The sequence below is a fragment of the Synechococcus sp. CC9616 genome, from assembly GCF_000515235.1.
Lineage (GTDB): Bacteria > Cyanobacteriota > Cyanobacteriia > PCC-6307 > Cyanobiaceae > Parasynechococcus.
Map to the genome: position 1 here is coordinate 319,059 of NZ_KI911558.1, position 16,189 is coordinate 335,247.

Here is a 16,189-nt window from a genome sequence, read left to right on the forward strand (position 1 = left end):
GCTTGGGAGGGAGATCTGGATCTGAAGACCTCTCCCACACTGAGCATTGAACCGCTTGCGATTCGTCACCTGCAGCAACTGCAGATGTCGTCCGAGGCCGATCAGTTGCCCCGCCTGCAAGCGGTGCTGCTGGGCGATTGGCTTGCTCGAATTGAGCAGCGTTTCCCGGATCTGCTGCCGAGTCGCTCGCCACGCTGCCTTGTGGCTCTTGAAAATGAGCACCTGGTCGCCGCCGTCGTGGTGCGGCCCTACAACCGCCGCGGCAGCTGCTGGTCGGTGCAGATGCCTGAGGCCCTGTCTTCCACGACCATCCACAGTGTTCGCAGCATCCAGCTCAACCTGCTTCAGCAGGCTTTGCAGCTGGGCAGCCCACTGGTGCGCAGCTGGGTGGTGCGTTGCCCTGCTGCCGATGTCGATCGCATTGCATTGATGCGGGAACTTGGATTTCAGCCTTTGCGTTCCCTGCAGGCCTGGCGTCCCCCCGAGTCCAGCTCCACTCCAGCTGCAGATGTTGATCTACCCAAGGGTCTGAGCTGGCAGGCGATCAACCGCCGCACGGCCCAGCTGCTCTGGCCGATTGAGTTGGGAGGCAGTTTCAGTCACCTGCGTCAGATCACCGATCGCCACTGGCTTGATCTGCTGGATCGCACGGGGCCGGGCTGTGGTGTGCTTCTCGCCGACGATGCCGTTCTTGCCGGTTGCCTGCAGCTGGGAGAGGGACGTCGCGGGGATCAACTCGAACTCCTGCGCGACCTGGCCTGGGATCCCCGCCTGGAAGAGGCTCTTTCAGCTCTGCTGCAACGCATCCAGCGGGACGCAAACCCTTCGATGTTGATCACCGCTCTCGATGATGAGCCTCTCTCCGATGGTCTTCTCGCTGAGGGCTGGCAACGGGGTGAGGAGCAGTTGCTGCTTGGCCGCAGCATGTGGAGGCGCCAGGCCAGTCCGCGCAATCTGCAGCTGGTGCGGCCCCTCGGGCAGGTGTTTGGAAGGCTTCGGCCGGGTCAGGCTCCCCTGCCAACCCCAAGCCTGGGGCGGCGCTGACGGCCTTGAAGGGGCCCTGTTCCGTGCTCAGCCTCGATGTTGGCCGTCGCCGCATTGGCTTGGCGGGATGTGATCCGCTTGGCATCACGGTGACACCGTTACCTGCTCTGCATCGTGGCCGCTTCCAGAATGATCTTGAGCTGCTGCAAGCCCATTGCACGACCCGCCTGGTCAGGGGGCTTGTGGTCGGGCTGCCTCTTGATGCCGCAGGGGCTCCAACGGCTCAGGCCGTGCACTGTCGCCGCTATGGACTGCGGCTTGCTGCAGCGCTGAAGCTGCCGCTGGCCTGGGTGAATGAGCACAGCAGCACCTGGGCAGCAGGAGAGCGCCATGGATTGACAGGTGATCGGAGCGGTCGTCTCGACAGTGCTGCCGCAGCCCTTCTGCTGGAGCAGTGGCTTCGGGAGGGCCCCTCGCTCAAACCGGTCGATTCGGCGGCCCAAATCCCGGGCGTGGGATTCGATCATGGTGGATCCTGAAGCGACTGAGGATTTGGTCCCATGCGTGATTCAGGGCCCAGTGGCAGTGGCGACGTACCGACCGTGCTGGTCCGGGATGCGGAAGGCCGTGATCTGCTGTGTTTCCTAGAGCAGCTCATTCCCCTCGATGGCAGTGATTACGCCCTGTTGACGCCCGTGGACACCCCGGTGTCCCTGTTCCGTCTCAAGGACGGCGATGAGCCGGAACCGATCACCACCATCACCAGCAGTGAACCGATCCTTTCGGTGGCGGATGTGGTGCTCCAGGAACACGACCTCACATTGGTGCGTTCCGCGGTGACGCTGACGGTGAGTGGAGAACTGGATGAACCCGATCCGGAGGATCTCGAGGACGATGATGAGGATGAGTCGGACGAGGAATCGGAGACCTACGAGTTGCTGGTGAGTTTCATGGTTGATCAAGGGGAATACGGTCTTTACATCCCCCTGGATCCTTTCTTCGTCGTGGCCCGCATGGTCGATGGGCAGGCTGTGCTGGTGGAGGGTGAGGATTTTGATCGGATTCAGCCCCGCATCGAGGCGGAACTGGATGAACGCGAATGGCCGGATTAACCACCCAGCACTGGCTGCATCCGGATTGGGAACCCGGGCTCACGATTGCCCATTTGCCGTTGCCCCATCTGATCGGGTGTGACATCAGGGCGGCAGTGGTTGATGTCGACAGAACCCTGCTTCCCGGCAGTGATGTGAGGCTCCCCGACAGTGTTCGAGCCTGGATGCAGAACGCCGGCGGCAGTCTGTCGCTGCACCTGTTCAGCAACAACCCATCAAGGGCCAGGATTTCGGCCGTGGCCGATCAGCTGGGCCTCAGCTTCACCTGTGGGGCAGGAAAACCCCGTCGTGGAGCCCTTCGACGGGTGATTGCTGAGCTTGGCCTGGATCCCCGTCAGGTGGCGATGGTGGGCGATCGTTTGTTCACCGATGTGTTGTGCGGTAATCGGCTTGGCCTTTACACCGTGCTTGTGCGCCCCGTCAGCGAAGACGGGACACCTTGCCATCACGATCGGGTGCAGCGGTTGGAACGACGGCTCGCGCGTTTGATGGGGGCGCCTTTGGCATGACGCTGTGGGTGTTGAAGCTGGGGACCAGCCTGCTGCGCGGTGATGCCGCGTCCGCCATTCAGGGCTACAGCAACTGCATTGCCAATGCCATCGCTGCAGGAGACCGGGTCGTTCTTGTGACCAGCGGGGCTGTCGGTCTTGGTTGTCAGCAGTTGCAGCTGGCTCAGCGTCCTGATCGGGTGGTTGCCTTGCAGGCAGCCGCGGCGATTGGTCAGGGTCACCTGATGGCTCTCTACGACCAGGCGATGGCCCGCCATGGCATCTCCGTGGCCCAGGTGTTGCTGACCCGTTCCGATCTAGTGGATCGTCGCCGGTACACGAATGCCTCCAGCACCCTCATGCAGTTGCTCGAGTGGGGGGTGATGCCGGTCATCAACGAGAACGATGCACTTTCGCCGGCGGAACTTCGCTTTGGGGACAACGACACCCTTTCGGCTTTGGTGGCGGCAGCCGTGGCCGCTGATCAGTTGGTCCTGTTGACCGATGTTGATCGGCTGTACTCAGCAGACCCTCGGACGGATGCCCAGGCACAGCCGATTGCCGATGTTCACCATCACCGTGAATTGCAGGAGCTTGAGGCGGTCGCCGGTGGGGGGGGGGGTTGGGGAACCGGTGGCATGACCACCAAGCTGGCGGCCGCCCGGATCGCCACGGCGAACGGGATCACGGTGCATTTGGCCGATGGACGCGACCCCTCCTGTCTCGATCAATTGCTCAAGGGTGGGCGCGGCGGAACCGTCTTCCATCCCAGCGTCCATCCTCTCGGCAATCGACGCAGCTGGTTGGCCCATGTTCTGCAGCCTGTGGGCGAGCTGCATCTTGATGAGGGAGCCTGCCGGGCGATCCGGGACCGGGGAGCATCGTTGCTGCAGGTTGGCCTCACCGATGTCAGCGGGGAGTTCGACGCGAATCAGCCGGTCACGCTGCGGGATCCAGCCGGTGGAGAGCTTGGTCGCGGACTCTGCTCCCAGACCAGTGATGAACTGCGAGAAGCCTTGCTGACCTCCGCCAGGGACGGTGCTTCACCCGTTGTGGTGCACCGGGATGTGCTCGTCCTGAGCGATCAGTATCGGTCCTGATCCTGCATCGCCTCTACGATCCGGCCGCTACTCCGCCCATCCATGCGTTTCAGCACTCTGATCAAGGCTCTGCAGCAGGGCCAGGCTGGACTCAAACGTGCTGAGGTTGGCGGCGATCCATTGATCGCCAGTGCTGCTGCTCTCGATCAGGCCCGCTCCGACCAGCTCAGCTTCCTGGAGAAAGGCAATGCTCTCACCAGCGCTTTTGGGAACAGTGCGGTCGGTGCCGTGTTGTTGCCTGATCAGGAGGACTTGATTGCCATCGCCTTGGAGCGTGGCCTGGCGTTTGCTGTTTTGGTCGATCCCCGTCTCGCCTTTGCCGAGGCTCTTGAGCTGCTGCACCCCCGGCGCCGTGCCCAGGCCGGTGTTCATGCCAGTGCGGTGCTGGATGAGCGCGCGGTGATCGAACCAGGTGTGTCCATCGGCCCGCGCGTCTGCATCGGAGCTGACAGCCGGATCGGCGCCGGCAGCGTGCTGCACCCAGGCGTGGTGATTTACGACGATGTGATTGTTGGTGAGAACTGTGAACTGCATGCCAACGCCGTGCTGCACCCCGGCTCAAGGCTCGGCAGATCCTGTGTCGTCCATTCCAATGCGGTGGTCGGTTCGGAAGGATTCGGTTTCGTGCCAACCGCCCGGGGTTGGCGCAAGATGCCGCAGACCGGTCTGGTCGTTCTCGAGGATGGTGTTGAGGTGGGCTGTGGCAGCACCATCGACCGCCCCTCGGTTGGGGAAACCAGGATCGGTGCCGGCAGCAAGATCGACAACCTTGTGCAGGTCGGTCATGGCGTGACCATGGGCCGTGGGTGTGCCCTTGCGTCCCAGGTGGGCATTGCCGGTGGGGCCAGGCTCGGCAATGGCGTGATCCTTGCGGGTCAGGTTGGTGTTGCCAATCGGGCGGTGATCGGTGATCGGGCGATTGCCAGCTCCAAGAGCGGGATTCACGGCGAAGTCGCTGCTGGAGAAGTGGTCAGTGGTTATCCAGCGATTCCCAATCGGCTCTGGTTGCGCTGTTCAGCGGCCTTCAGCAAGCTTCCCGAGATGGCAAAGCTGCTGCGGGAGTTGAAGCGGAGCACCGCTCAGTAGCCTCATCGGCTGTCTGGTCCGGTCCTCCCATGGTTCAGCACCGTGTTGTTCTGCTGTCTGGTGATGGCATCGGCCCAGAGATCACGGCTGTTGCCAGAAGGCTTCTCGAGGTCGTGAGCGAGCGGCATGGCTTCAGCCTCACGTTTGACGAGCAGCTGATCGGCGGAGCTGCCATCGATGTCACGGGAGAACCACTGCCCTCCACAACGCTGGAAGCCTGTCAAGCCGCTGATGCCGTTTTGCTGGCAGCGATTGGCAGCCCTCGATTTGACAGCCTGCCGCGCGACAAGCGTCCTGAGACCGGTCTGCTGGCGCTGCGCTCAGGTTTGAAGCTGTTCGCCAATCTGCGACCCGTCAAGATCGTTCCGTCCCTGATTGAGGCCAGCACGCTTCGCCCGGAGGTGATTGAGGGGGTGGATCTGATGGTGGTGCGTGAACTGACGGGGGGGATCTACTTCGGGCAACCCAAGGGCCGGATTGAAGCGGATGGGGATGTCCGTGGCTTCAACACCATGACCTACTCAGGCAGCGAGATCGATCGCATCGCCAAGGTGGCGTTTGAGCTGGCTACAGAACGTCAGGGCCATCTCTGTTCGGTTGACAAGGCGAATGTGCTGGACGTCAGCCAGCTCTGGCGTGACCGCGTGGATGCGATGGCGTCCGGTTACGGCGGTGTTGAGGTGAGTCACATGTATGTGGACAACGCGGCGATGCAGCTTGTTCGAGATCCCCGTCAGTTCGATGTGCTTCTCACGGGCAACCTGTTCGGCGACATCCTCAGCGATGAGGCCGCGATGCTGACCGGTTCGATCGGCATGCTCCCATCAGCGTCCCTGGGCAGCGATGGGCCCGGTCTGTTTGAGCCTGTGCACGGCTCGGCACCGGATATCGCAGGACAGGACAAGGCCAACCCCATGGCCATGGTGTTGTCCGCCGCGATGATGTTGCGCATTGGCCTGAAGCAGAGTGCTGCGGCCGCGGCTCTGGAACAGGCCGTGGACAGGGTGCTTGCAGAGGGGTTCCGAACGGGCGACTTGCTCTCGGAAGGCTGTACAGCTGTTGGTTGCAGCGCCATGGGAGAGCAACTGCTTAAGGCGCTTTGACGTCAGCGTTGGTGATTTTGGGCTCTGATCTGGCAAACTCGCCGAATCTTGTCTCCCAGCGTCGATGTCGAAGCGTCACCCGGTTGTAGCTGTCACCGGTTCTTCCGGAGCTGGAACCAGCACCGTTAAGCGCGCCTTCGAGCACATCTTCGCCAGGGAAGGCATTACACCGGCTGTCGTTGAAGGCGACAGCTATCACCGTTACGAGCGGATGCCGATGAAAGAGGCCATGGCGGATGCCCTGGCCCGTGGCGAGAACTTCTCCCACTTCGGACCGGAAGCCAATCTCTTTGACAAGCTTGAGGAGCTATTTCGCACCTACGGGGAAACCGGTGCTGGTCAGAAGCGTTACTACCTGCACAGCCCTGAAGAGGCGACTGAGCACAACGCCCGCCTCGGAGTGGATCTCGGGCCCGGTCAGTTCACCCCATGGGAGGACATTCCATCCGGGACCGACCTTCTCTTCTATGAGGGATTGCATGGTGGCGTGAAAGGGGATGGCTATGACGTTGCGGCCCTTGCGGACCTGCTGGTGGGTGTCGTGCCGATCACCAACCTGGAGTGGATTCAGAAGATCCATCGCGACAATGCAGAGCGCGGTTATTCGGCCGAAGCGATTGTGGACACGATCCTGCGACGCATGCCGGATTACATCAATCACGTCTGTCCACAATTCAGCGAAACCGATATCAATTTCCAGCGGGTCCCCACGGTGGACACGTCCAACCCTTTCATCTGCCGCAACATCCCCTCGCCTGACGAAAGCTTTGTGATCATCCACTTCCGTAAGGGAGCGCGTGAGAAATGGGGAATTGATTTCGGTTACCTCCTGAGCATGATTCACGACTCCTTCATGTCCAGCCCCACCAGCATCGTGGTCAACGGCGGCAAGATGGGTTTTGCGATGGAACTGATCCTCACGCCAATCATTCACCGCATGATTGAAGAGAAGAAAAACATCGGCTGACCTGGATCAACGGTTCAATTCATCTCTACACTTGACCTATCTGGGCGATCAGGTGGGTTTATTTCTGTTGTTGTGCCCTCCTTTGTGATCAGCGGTGCAGGTGCTCCGTCGAACACCCCCCGATGGGATCGTGTGAACAGTTCAAAGCTGATTCAACTAGCCCGTTCGGTGTACTTCAGCTATTTGTCGAATACACCATCAGCCCCTGATCCGGTGGGTGTGGTGGTGGATCAAGGTCGCGACGATGGTCGTGTTGTCTTCGAGTCGCCTGTTCTGCTTCCGGATGAGGATTACATCAGCTTCGAGCTGATCCGGCAGCGGGGCTCCCGCCCCAGGACCCGATGCAAGGGTTGATGCTGCCTCTCTGGCTTGGCTTGACCGGAGCCTGTGTGGGCAGCTTCACCAATGTGGTCGCCTGGCGTCTGCCCCGGGACGAGTCCGTGGTCTTCCCTGCCAGCCACTGTCCTCGCTGCGGGCATGCCATTCGCTGGCATGACAACGTTCCAGTGTTGGGCTGGCTGCTGCTGGCTGGACGCTGTCGCGATTGCCATACGCCGATTAGCTGGCGCTATCCGGCGGTGGAAGCTCTGAGTGCCTTGCTCTGGCTGAGCTCGCTGCTGGTCGCTCCCATGGGAGGTGGAGGTCTGCCCATCTGGCTGCAGCCTTGGGCTGGTGTCTTGCTGGTGGCGTTGCTGCTTCCCCTGGTGCTGATCGATCTGGATCATCTGTGGCTGCCGGAGCCGCTTTGCCGTTGGGGGCTGGTGTTGGGGTTGCTGTTCAGCTCAGCGGCCGGAATCCCCTTGTTGGCAGATCATCTGGTCGCTGCTTCCCTGGCCTTGCTCACCCTGGAGGGTCTCAGCGCTCTGGGGGAGCGGGTATTGGGTCAACCAGCCCTCGGTCTCGGCGATGCCAAGCTTGCGGCGATGGGTGGTGCCTGGCTGGGGCTTCCGGGGATTGTGGCTGCCATGGCCGTTGCGGTGATGAGCGGAGCCGTCGTTGGCAGCCTTGCCAGACTCACGGGCCGGTTGCAGGCGAGGCAGGCGTTCCCTTTTGGCCCCTTCATCGCATTGGGTATCTGGCTTGTCTGGCTGCGTGGCCCGTTCTGGTGGTGGGATCAATGGCTGGCCTTGTTCAGGTTTTGAACAAAGGAACCTGTTGTTCAGGTTCGCTTAGGTGTGCATTGATCAAGACGCTGAATCAGAGCATCAAAGCTGCGGGGACGATCCGGCGTGCTGTCTCTGGACTTGAAAGGACTGCGAACAGCAGAATCCTGAATCTTCACCGTTAATTGTTCTTTGGGGCAATCTGCGGATCAAACACCAGATTTTGATGATGCGCCAATTGCTTAAATTTGAGGCGAAGAATCGATGCTTCTTCTCTCTGGTTTTTGGATTGTCTGATGATGTCGGGTCGCTTTTATTTTTGCCGTGGTGGGTATCGCTTTCGAGAGCACTGTGGTGAAAGTGTTTTCGTGAATACGCCTTCTTGTAAGTCTGTTCTTGGATGACATTTCGAGCAGTTTTTACGTCATTCTCAATTTATTTGTGTTGTCGTCACAACAGTCTTTGTAGTTTTAGCGCACCTGTCTCATGCGCGGTTCCTTGAGCTCTTTTTTCGATAGCAACCAGCTTTTGCCGCAGCCCAATTTCCGAAGTTCCAAGCGCTGTTCGCCTTTGCTCGCTGGGTTGGCATTTGCTGTGGCAGGAACTTGCGGATTGGTTCAGCCAGTTTCAGCTGAAATGCCCGATCTTGAGTCTGTTAATGATGATGTTCCGCTCCACGCATCATCGCGAGAGCAGGTCACCAGCATCACTCAGTTTTCTGATATTTACCCAACCGAGTGGCGATTGACAAAATCTATTACTCCTTGCCTGTTGCTTGAAATGGCTTGCAGCTTTTCGGTGTCGCTGTGTTTTCCCTCAAGGAATTGCTGGCCTGAGGGATGTTTCGAGTGCACCGACTTGCAGGCACTGAACTGGGTTTGATGCGATTGGGACTGCGTAACGCCGGGTACGATTGGCAGCGACTTTTCACACCGTTGTCGGACAGTCTTCTGTTGAAGGTGCGGGCTCAGTGACGGGACTGATCCCTCTGCCAGGGCTGCTTAACAGCGCCGGTCCAGACCATTTCCCAGTCGTTTTTCAGGGAGCTTGAGCTGATGTCACTCTTCGACTGGTTTGCGGATCGCCGCAAAGGACAGTTTGTCGGCAAGGTCAGTCAGGAGTCCGACGAAGGGGATGGGCTTTGGAGCAAATGTCCTGAATGCGGCCAGGTGGTCTACGTCAAAGACCTCAAGGCCAACGCGAGCGTCTGCACCAACTGCGGCTACCACCACCGGATCGACAGCCAGGAACGCATTGCCGTGATCGTTGATCCGGGCAGCTTTGAGGCGCTGAATGAGGAGCTGGTTCCCACGGATCCGCTGCTGTTTAAAGACCGGCGTGCCTATGCCGACAGGTTGCGCGAAAGCCAGGCAGGAACTGGTTTGAACGATGCTGTCGTGACAGGACTCTGTCGGGTTGAAGGCATCGCCATGGCGCTGGCGGTGATGGATTTTCGCTTTATGGGCGGCTCGATGGGATCCGTTGTGGGGGAAAAGATCACGCGATTGGTGGAACAGGCCACCGAGCGAGGTCTCCCCCTTCTGATTGTTTGTGCTTCTGGAGGTGCCCGCATGCAGGAGGGCATGCTCAGCCTGATGCAGATGGCCAAGATTTCAGGAGCCCTTGAGCGTCATCGGGAAGCGGAGCTTCTCTACCTGCCTTTGCTGACCCATCCCACGACAGGTGGCGTAACGGCCAGTTTCGCCATGCTTGGAGACCTCATTTTGGCGGAACCGAAGGCTTTGATTGGCTTTGCTGGGCGTCGTGTGATCGAACAGACCCTGCGCGAGAAACTTCCTGACAATTTCCAAACGGCGGAATATCTCCAGGACCACGGTTTTGTGGATGCCATCGTTCCGCGGGTTCAGCTGCGCAGCACCCTGGCTCGCCTGTTACGTCTTCATGGTTGTCGAGCTCTGGAGCTGACCAGCGCATGACAGGTCGCTTGATCGCTTTTTTCGTCGCCGTGGTGCTGGCCTGGGCGTCTCCGGTTTGGGCGGGTCCCGTTGAGTGGGTCGAGGTTCCAGCAACTGAGGCCGGCCAGCAATGGTGGGATCGCGGCAGTGTGCGGGCTGATCGGACGGGTCTGCGCACCGTCCTCAGCCGTTTCACTCCTGCGGTTGAAGACGGTGAATCGCAGCGTCGCGGCTCTTTATATGTGATGCAGATCGATTGTGCTCAGCAGCTGTATCGCGACAAACAGGTCAACGGAATCCCTCGCTTCCAAGCTGACTGGCAGGCAGCAGGATCGGACGATCTGATCGTTTCGGTGATAGATGCTGTCTGCGACGCCCCCTTGACGAGCTGAGATGACTTCGAAGCGTCCGATCGGAGTGGCGATTGCTGGGCTCGGTTTCGGTGATGCGGTTCATCGTCCCGCCCTTGCTGCCAATCCCGGTCTTGAACTTGTTGCCCTCTGGCATCGGCGCCAGGAACGCCTTGATCAGGTCTGTGCCGACTCAGGATTGAAGGGATACACCGACTGGGATGCCCTATTGGCTGATGAAGCGGTGGATGCCGTGATCATTGCCACTCCTCCAGCGCCACGCCATCAACTGGCTTTGCGAGCGCTTCAAGCGGGAAAGCATCTGCTGCTTGAGAAGCCTGTTGCGCTTGATGCGCAGCAAGTGGCGGACCTGCAACGGGAAGCGATCAGCCGGCGACTCAGTGTTGCCGTGGATTTCGAATACAGGGCTGTTCCCCTCTTTCAACAGGCAGCTCGCCTTCTGCAGAACCGAGCGGTGGGACTGCCCTGGCTGGTCAAGATGGATTGGTTGATGAGCAGTCGCGCCAATCCGAATCGAGCCTGGAGTTGGTATTCACAGGCGGATCAAGGTGGAGGCGTGATTGGAGCGCTGGGCACCCATGCCTTCGATACCCTCGCCTGGCTTGTGGGGCCCGTCCAACAGCTCCAGTCCATCACGCGTACAGCCATCGCTGAACGCCCCGATGCCGAGGCTCGACAGCAGCCTTGTGATGCAGACGACATCGCCTTGATCAATGCGGAGCTCGCCAGCCATCAAGGCGGGACTGTGGCGGCTCAGATCGCGCTGGCGTCGGTTGCGCGCAACGGACGAGGTTGCTGGCTTGAGATCTACGGCTCGGAAGGAACTTTGGTGCTCGGCAGTGAGAACCAGAAGGATTATGTCCACGGCTTCTCTCTCACCCTGCATCGCGACGGTGAGGCGTCACGCAGCATTCAGGCCGATGATGATCTGCGGTTTGCCACCACATGGAGCGATGGGCGCGTGGCTCCGGTGGCGCGTTTGCAGAGCTGGTGGGCCGACAGCATCACAACTGGCAAACCGATGGTGCCCGGTCTCTCCGAAGGCCTTGTCAGTCAACAGGCTTGCGACCGCGCTCTTGCGATCTCGCTTGTTTCCGAGTGAGTGACATTCAGATCTGATTGAACGATCTAGTGGATCAAGACGTAGTCAAAATTCGATCAAAACAGACAAATGATGCATTTGCGCTGCAGCAAATCGCACATGCATTGGTAAAGACGGAATGGAGTGAGCTTTTATCGGCCACGAAAATTTCCCTCTACAAAATTTTCAAATGGCATTATCTGATTACCAGTCGGAACTCATCGCAACAGCTCAGTCGCTTGCTTGCCCTGGCAAAGGAATCCTTGCTGTCGATGAATCCACCAAGACGATTGGCAAGCGTCTGGGTTCAATTGGCGTAGAAAACACCGAAGCCAATCGTCAGGCTTACCGGGGGATGTTGTTCACAACAGCCGGTCTGGGAGAGTTCATCAGCGGCGCCATTCTTTACGAAGAGACCCTCTTCCAAAACCATGCAGATGGTGAGTCGATGGTCAAAAAGCTCAACCAACTCGGCATCATCCCCGGCATCAAGGTTGATAAAGGCCTCAGGCCACTGGTGGGGGCCGGAGCTGTTGAAACCCTTTGCACGGGTCTGGATGGCCTGGTTGAACGCGCTGCCGATTACTACGCCCAGGGTGCGCGCTTTGCCAAATGGCGTGCCGTTCTCCAGATCACTGCAGATGGTTGTCCTTCTCCACTGTCTGTCCGAGAAAATGCCTGGGGACTGGCCCGCTATGCCCGTTCAGTTCAGGAGTCGGGCCTGGTTCCCATCGTTGAGCCGGAAATCCTGATGGATGGTGAACACACGATTGAAACCACGGCCCGCATTCAGGAGCACGTCATTCAGGAGGTGTATCACGCCTGTCATGCCAATGGTGTTCTGCTGGAAGGCTCCCTGCTCAAGCCCTCGATGACGGTGCAGGGTGCCGAGTGCACCCAAAAAGCTGACCCCGCCCAGGTGGCTGCCACCACTGTCTGCACGCTGGAGCGCAGTGTTCCCGCCAGCGTCCCTGGCATCGTCTTCCTGTCTGGAGGGCTCAGCGAGGAAGCCGCCTCTGTGTATCTCAATCACATGAACACCATTGAGCGGAAGGCTCAGTGGAACCTCGGCTTCTCTTACGGCCGGGCCCTGCAGCATTCCTGCCTCAAGCAATGGGGAGGCTCGAATCTTGAAGCGGGTCAGAAAGCACTGCTCGCTCGGGCTCAGGCCAATTCGGAAGCGTCCCTTGGTCGCTATGTGCCCGGCTCTCAACCGTCATCCGACGAACAGTTGTTTGTTGCCGGCTACACCTACTGAAGCCATCTGAATAACAAGCCGTTGCGGATTGAGAGACACCACAACGTGACATATTGAACGTCTCATGGGTAAAGTCGCTGCCCTACGGACTTTGCGTCCGCTAGGGCTCTTCTTTGGACTTTCTCTATGGCGCTCGTTCCGCTTCGGCTACTGCTTGATCACGCCGCCGAAAACGGCTACGGCATTCCTGCTTTCAACGTGAACAACCTTGAGCAGGTGCAGGCCATCATGGAAGCGGCTGATGAGACCGACAGCCCGGTGATCCTTCAGGCTTCACGTGGAGCCCGCAGCTACGCCGGTGAAATCTTCCTGCGTCACCTGATTCTGGCCGCAACTGAAACGTATCCCCACATCCCTGTGGTGATGCATCAGGACCACGGCAACGCCCCGGATACCTGCTACTCAGCGGCCATCAACGGTTTCACCTCCGTGATGATGGATGGCTCGCTTGAAGCCGACGCCAAGACACCTGCCAGTTACGAGTACAACGTTGATGTCACCAAGAAGGTCGTCGACTTCGCCCACGCCGTTGGCGTGAGCGTTGAAGGTGAACTTGGTTGCCTTGGTTCTCTGGAAACCGGCAAGGGTGAGGCAGAGGACGGCCATGGCTTCGAGGGTGAGCTGTCCAAGGACATGCTGCTGACCGACCCATCTGAAGCGGCTGATTTCGTTGCCAAGACGAAGTGTGATGCCCTGGCCATCGCCATCGGCACCAGCCATGGTGCCTACAAATTCACCCGCAAGCCCACGGGTGAAGTGCTGGCTATCAGCCGCATTGCCGAGATCCACAAAGCCATCCCCAACACCCATCTGGTGATGCATGGCTCCTCCTCCGTTCCTCAGGAATGGCTGGACATGATCAACCAGCACGGTGGTGCCATCCCCGAGACCTACGGCGTTCCGGTTGAAGAAATCCAAGAGGGCATCCGCAATGGTGTCCGCAAGGTGAACATCGACACCGACAACCGTCTGGCCTTCACGGCTGCTGTGCGTGAAGCCGCCATGGCTGATCCGGCCAACTTTGACCCCCGTCACTTCAACAAGCCTGCTCGCAAATACATGAAGCAGGTCTGTCTTGACCGCTACCAGCAGTTCTGGGCTGCCGGCAACGCCAGCAAGATCAAACAGCAAAGCATCACCCATTACGCCGGCCTCTACACCAAGGGCGCACTCGAGCCCAAGACCGCCGTCGCTGCTTGATCGCAGGCACCGTACACGTTGAAAAGGGGGCCTTTGGCCCCCTTTTTTGTTGTCAGCTCAAGAGGCTGAGTTGGCCCGTCCTGCCATCAAGACGCGCTTGTTGGCCAACCGGCAAGGCCATGTTGGGGCGTCCATGGCCGAGAGGGAGATTCATCACCAGGGGAATGCGGAGGTCCCCGAGTCGTTGTTCAAGGATTTCTTCCATCGTGAAGTCCCCCGGCAGGATGTCGTCTTTTTTCCAGCTGAAGCGTCCACACGCCACCCCTGCAAGACCCCGCATCAAACCGGCGCTGCGCCAGTGCGTGAGCATGCGGTCAATCCGGTAAGGCGCTTCTCCCACATCCTCCAGAACCAGAATGGCCCCCTTGAGATCGGGGAACCAGGGCGTTCCGATCAGGTGGGTCGCCACCGTGAGGTTGGTCACGATGAGGGGGCCGGTGCCCACCCCGGAACGCATCGGTGTTCCGGCAAGTGGTGGGACCGGTTCCCCGCTGAGGAGGGCTGCGGTGCGCTGCCAACGCTCGTCCGGTCCTCCGCTGGATCCGTGGATGGCCCCAGCCAATCCCGCAGCCCATTGGGCCAGCAGCAGAGAGCTGGAGTCGGAGAATCCCACACTCCAGAGGGCGCGTTGAGGAAAACGGAAACCAGCCTCCAGAACCCTGGCACCGCCCCAGCCACCGCCCACGTAAAGCACGCCATCAATCGAGGGATCGTTCCAGGCCGCCTCCATTTCCTTGACCCGGTCCCCATCGGTTCCGGAGAAATATCGCCATTGCTGCCGGACGGCATCTGGAATCTCAAGTTGCCAGCCACGTGCTTCACAGCGTTGCTGCAGGGCAGAGAAATCCGTGTCCGGATCCATCCAGGTGCCGGGATTGACCGCCCTGAGTTTTGATTCGGGGCGCAACGGTGGCGGTGTCTTGCGAGGGGAGCGATTGATGCCGAAGCCAGGACGTGACAGCAGGGAGGCCGTGAGCGCGGTCGCTCCTGAAATCAGTAGCCGCCGCCGGCCGTTCATCAGCTCAACAGCGCTTCCAGCACGGCGCGGCCATCGAGGCCGCCGGTGGCCGGATCACAGGCCCGCTCAGGGTGGGGCATCAGCCCCAGAACATTGCCGGCCGAATTGGTGATTCCCGCGATGTCGGCCACCGATCCATTGGGGTTGTTGAGGTAACGAAGCGCGATGGCATCCTCATCCTGCAGTTGTCTGAGGGTCTCTTCACTGCACTGGAATCGTCCCTCACCGTGGGCGATCGGAAGAACCAGGGGATCCTTCTGGTCGTAGGCCTGAAGCCAGGGACTGCGACAACTCGTGATCTCGAGCGCAGCGTTCTCGCAGATGAAATGCAGATCCTGGTTGCGTGTCAGCGCTCCAGGAAGCAACCCCAGTTCGGTGAGCACCTGAAAGCCGTTGCAGATGCCCAGGACCCGTCCTCCCTTGCCAGCAAAGTCGACAAGTGACTGCAAAACCGGTGCGAAACGGGCGATCGCTCCGCAGCGCAGATAGTCGCCATAACTGAATCCTCCCGGCAAGACCACAGCATCCAGTCCGCCCAGATTCGTTTCCTCATGCCAGAGGCGACGGCTGGCCATGCCCAGGCAGCCTTCCACCGCCCAGCGCACATCCCGATCGCAGTTGGACCCTGGGAAGACAACAATGCCGATGCTCATGGGTTGTCCAGTTCGAGGGACCAGTCCTCGATCACGGGGTTCGCCAGCAGACGGTCGCTCAGCAGCTCGAGGCGCCGACGTGCTTCCTGCTCATCAGGTGCATCAAGTTCAATATCGACGGCCTTGCCGATGCGAAGGCGTTGCAGTCCTTCAATCCCCAGCCTGGCGGCGGCAGCGCGCGTGGCCTCTCCAGCAGGGTCCAGCACGGAGGGACGGAGGTGCACCAGAACGCGAGCTTTAAAACGCGGCACGGGGTTCAAAGGTGCTGGAGGAATCCTGACAGACACCCAACCCTTAAAACATTCATCGGCTCGGCGGTTCCGTGCTTCTCAACGGACGCATGTTGAAGATGACGGTGTCGCCCCTCCGTGTTCCACGTCTCTCCAGATCTGCTTCTGGGCTGCAGGTTGCTTGGCCTCGCCCTGTTGGGCGTCAGCAGCATTGCTGTGGGTGTTCATGCCGCTGCTGATGATTTGCAGTGTCGCCATGGCGATCAACAGTGGACAAGCTGCCAGATGCGTCAGCCGTCACCCGGAGAACATTGGTTCCTCGAGATGGAGAGGCAACGCGTTGAGTTTCGGCACGATGGCAGCGGTCGCGTCCGTATGCGCATCGGCAACGATGCGTCCTGGATTTTTGTGGAACCGCGCTGGACCAGCGGTCACGATCTTTGCTGGGGATCGATCTGCGCACGGGGGCCGATCTCACTGGATTAAGCCGGTATGGGCCATTGCACTGGTCTCTGCCAG

At 59.7% G+C, this 16,189-nt stretch carries 20 protein-coding genes; 17 read left to right on the forward strand and 3 right to left on the reverse strand.

Annotated features, from left to right (window positions below):
• Nucleotides 1-84 precede the first annotated feature (84 nt).
• The 16 genes from SYN9616_RS0101885 to fba all read left to right on the forward strand — a co-directional run bounded on the left by SYN9616_RS0101885 (nt 85) and on the right by fba (nt 13,769).
• On the forward strand, nt 85-1,044 hold the full coding sequence (locus tag SYN9616_RS0101885) for a hypothetical protein (RefSeq protein WP_156918624.1): 960 nt from the start codon (nt 85-87) through the stop codon (nt 1,042-1,044).
• A gap of 5 nt (nt 1,045-1,049) precedes the next feature.
• The gene (gene ruvX / locus SYN9616_RS0101890) at nt 1,050-1,523 is read left to right on the forward strand and encodes a Holliday junction resolvase RuvX (RefSeq protein ID WP_037990582.1); all 474 of its coding nucleotides are present in this window, start codon (nt 1,050-1,052) and stop codon (nt 1,521-1,523) included.
• A gap of 21 nt (nt 1,524-1,544) precedes the next feature.
• Nucleotides 1,545-2,096, forward strand: a complete 552-nt coding sequence (locus tag SYN9616_RS0101895) for a DUF3727 domain-containing protein (RefSeq protein WP_028951620.1) — start codon at nt 1,545-1,547, stop codon at nt 2,094-2,096.
• Complete coding sequence (locus SYN9616_RS0101900; RefSeq protein ID WP_028951621.1) at nt 2,084-2,605, forward strand: YqeG family HAD IIIA-type phosphatase; 522 nt, start codon at nt 2,084-2,086, stop codon at nt 2,603-2,605. Before SYN9616_RS0101895 ends, SYN9616_RS0101900 begins: the two co-directional genes overlap by 13 nt.
• The gene (gene proB, locus SYN9616_RS0101905) at nt 2,602-3,684 is read left to right on the forward strand and encodes a glutamate 5-kinase (protein WP_028951622.1); all 1,083 of its coding nucleotides are present in this window, start codon (nt 2,602-2,604) and stop codon (nt 3,682-3,684) included. Before SYN9616_RS0101900 ends, proB begins: the two co-directional genes overlap by 4 nt.
• A 42-nt stretch (nt 3,685-3,726) precedes the next feature.
• Nucleotides 3,727-4,770, forward strand: coding sequence for a UDP-3-O-(3-hydroxymyristoyl)glucosamine N-acyltransferase (gene lpxD, locus SYN9616_RS0101910; protein ID WP_028951623.1), 1,044 nt, complete (start codon nt 3,727-3,729; stop codon nt 4,768-4,770).
• A 29-nt stretch (nt 4,771-4,799) separates the two neighbouring features.
• The gene (leuB, locus tag SYN9616_RS0101915) at nt 4,800-5,873 is read left to right on the forward strand and encodes a 3-isopropylmalate dehydrogenase (RefSeq protein ID WP_028951624.1); all 1,074 of its coding nucleotides are present in this window, start codon (nt 4,800-4,802) and stop codon (nt 5,871-5,873) included.
• A gap of 64 nt (nt 5,874-5,937) precedes the next feature.
• Nucleotides 5,938-6,840 carry a phosphoribulokinase gene (locus SYN9616_RS0101920; RefSeq protein WP_028951625.1) on the forward strand — a complete coding sequence of 301 codons (903 nt, stop codon included), beginning with the start codon at nt 5,938-5,940 and terminating at the stop codon, nt 6,838-6,840.
• Nucleotides 6,841-6,912: 72 nt separating this feature from the next.
• Nucleotides 6,913-7,194 (forward strand): hypothetical protein, encoded by a 282-nt coding sequence (locus tag SYN9616_RS0101925; protein ID WP_037990585.1) that lies wholly within the window; start codon nt 6,913-6,915, stop codon nt 7,192-7,194.
• Complete coding sequence (locus SYN9616_RS0101930; protein WP_028951627.1) at nt 7,194-7,982, forward strand: A24 family peptidase; 789 nt, start codon at nt 7,194-7,196, stop codon at nt 7,980-7,982. Before SYN9616_RS0101925 ends, SYN9616_RS0101930 begins: the two co-directional genes overlap by 1 nt.
• 459 nt (nt 7,983-8,441) lie before the next feature.
• Nucleotides 8,442-8,825: a hypothetical protein gene (locus tag SYN9616_RS16980; protein WP_232199897.1), complete on the forward strand. Its 384-nt coding sequence runs from the start codon at nt 8,442-8,444 to the stop codon at nt 8,823-8,825.
• A gap of 173 nt (nt 8,826-8,998) precedes the next feature.
• Entirely contained in the window at nt 8,999-9,880 is an 882-nt protein-coding gene (gene accD, locus SYN9616_RS0101945) for an acetyl-CoA carboxylase, carboxyltransferase subunit beta (RefSeq protein WP_028951628.1), read from the forward strand.
• Nucleotides 9,877-10,251, forward strand: a complete 375-nt coding sequence (locus tag SYN9616_RS0101950) for a hypothetical protein (RefSeq protein ID WP_028951629.1) — start codon at nt 9,877-9,879, stop codon at nt 10,249-10,251. The genes accD and SYN9616_RS0101950 overlap by 4 nt, the downstream gene beginning before the upstream one ends.
• Before the next feature lies 1 nt (nt 10,252).
• A complete protein-coding gene (locus tag SYN9616_RS0101955) occupies nt 10,253-11,332 on the forward strand; it encodes a Gfo/Idh/MocA family protein (protein ID WP_028951630.1) in 1,080 nt (359 codons plus the stop codon).
• Between the two features lie 169 nt (nt 11,333-11,501).
• Nucleotides 11,502-12,569, forward strand: coding sequence for a class I fructose-bisphosphate aldolase (locus tag SYN9616_RS0101960; protein ID WP_028951631.1), 1,068 nt, complete (start codon nt 11,502-11,504; stop codon nt 12,567-12,569).
• A 126-nt stretch (nt 12,570-12,695) separates the two neighbouring features.
• Nucleotides 12,696-13,769 carry a class II fructose-bisphosphate aldolase gene (gene fba, locus SYN9616_RS0101965; RefSeq protein ID WP_028951632.1) on the forward strand — a complete coding sequence of 358 codons (1,074 nt, stop codon included), beginning with the start codon at nt 12,696-12,698 and terminating at the stop codon, nt 13,767-13,769.
• Nucleotides 13,770-13,821: 52 nt separating this feature from the next.
• Here the strand turns inward: fba and SYN9616_RS0101970 are convergent, their stop codons facing one another.
• The 3 genes from SYN9616_RS0101970 to purS are packed head-to-tail and all read right to left on the reverse strand — an operon-like array spanning nt 13,822 to nt 15,691.
• Nucleotides 13,822-14,787 carry an LD-carboxypeptidase gene (locus SYN9616_RS0101970; protein ID WP_028951633.1) on the reverse strand — a complete coding sequence of 322 codons (966 nt, stop codon included), beginning with the start codon at nt 14,785-14,787 and terminating at the stop codon, nt 13,822-13,824.
• Nucleotides 14,787-15,440: a phosphoribosylformylglycinamidine synthase subunit PurQ gene (gene purQ / locus SYN9616_RS0101975; protein ID WP_028951634.1), complete on the reverse strand. Its 654-nt coding sequence runs from the start codon at nt 15,438-15,440 to the stop codon at nt 14,787-14,789. The genes SYN9616_RS0101970 and purQ overlap by 1 nt, the downstream gene beginning before the upstream one ends.
• Nucleotides 15,437-15,691, reverse strand: coding sequence for a phosphoribosylformylglycinamidine synthase subunit PurS (gene purS, locus SYN9616_RS0101980; RefSeq protein ID WP_028951635.1), 255 nt, complete (start codon nt 15,689-15,691; stop codon nt 15,437-15,439). Before purS ends, purQ begins: the two co-directional genes overlap by 4 nt.
• A gap of 117 nt (nt 15,692-15,808) precedes the next feature.
• Here purS and SYN9616_RS0101985 point away from each other — a divergent pair, with 117 nt between their 5' ends.
• Nucleotides 15,809-16,156 (forward strand): hypothetical protein, encoded by a 348-nt coding sequence (locus tag SYN9616_RS0101985; RefSeq protein WP_051410912.1) that lies wholly within the window; start codon nt 15,809-15,811, stop codon nt 16,154-16,156.
• Nucleotides 16,157-16,189: the final 33 nt, after the last annotated feature.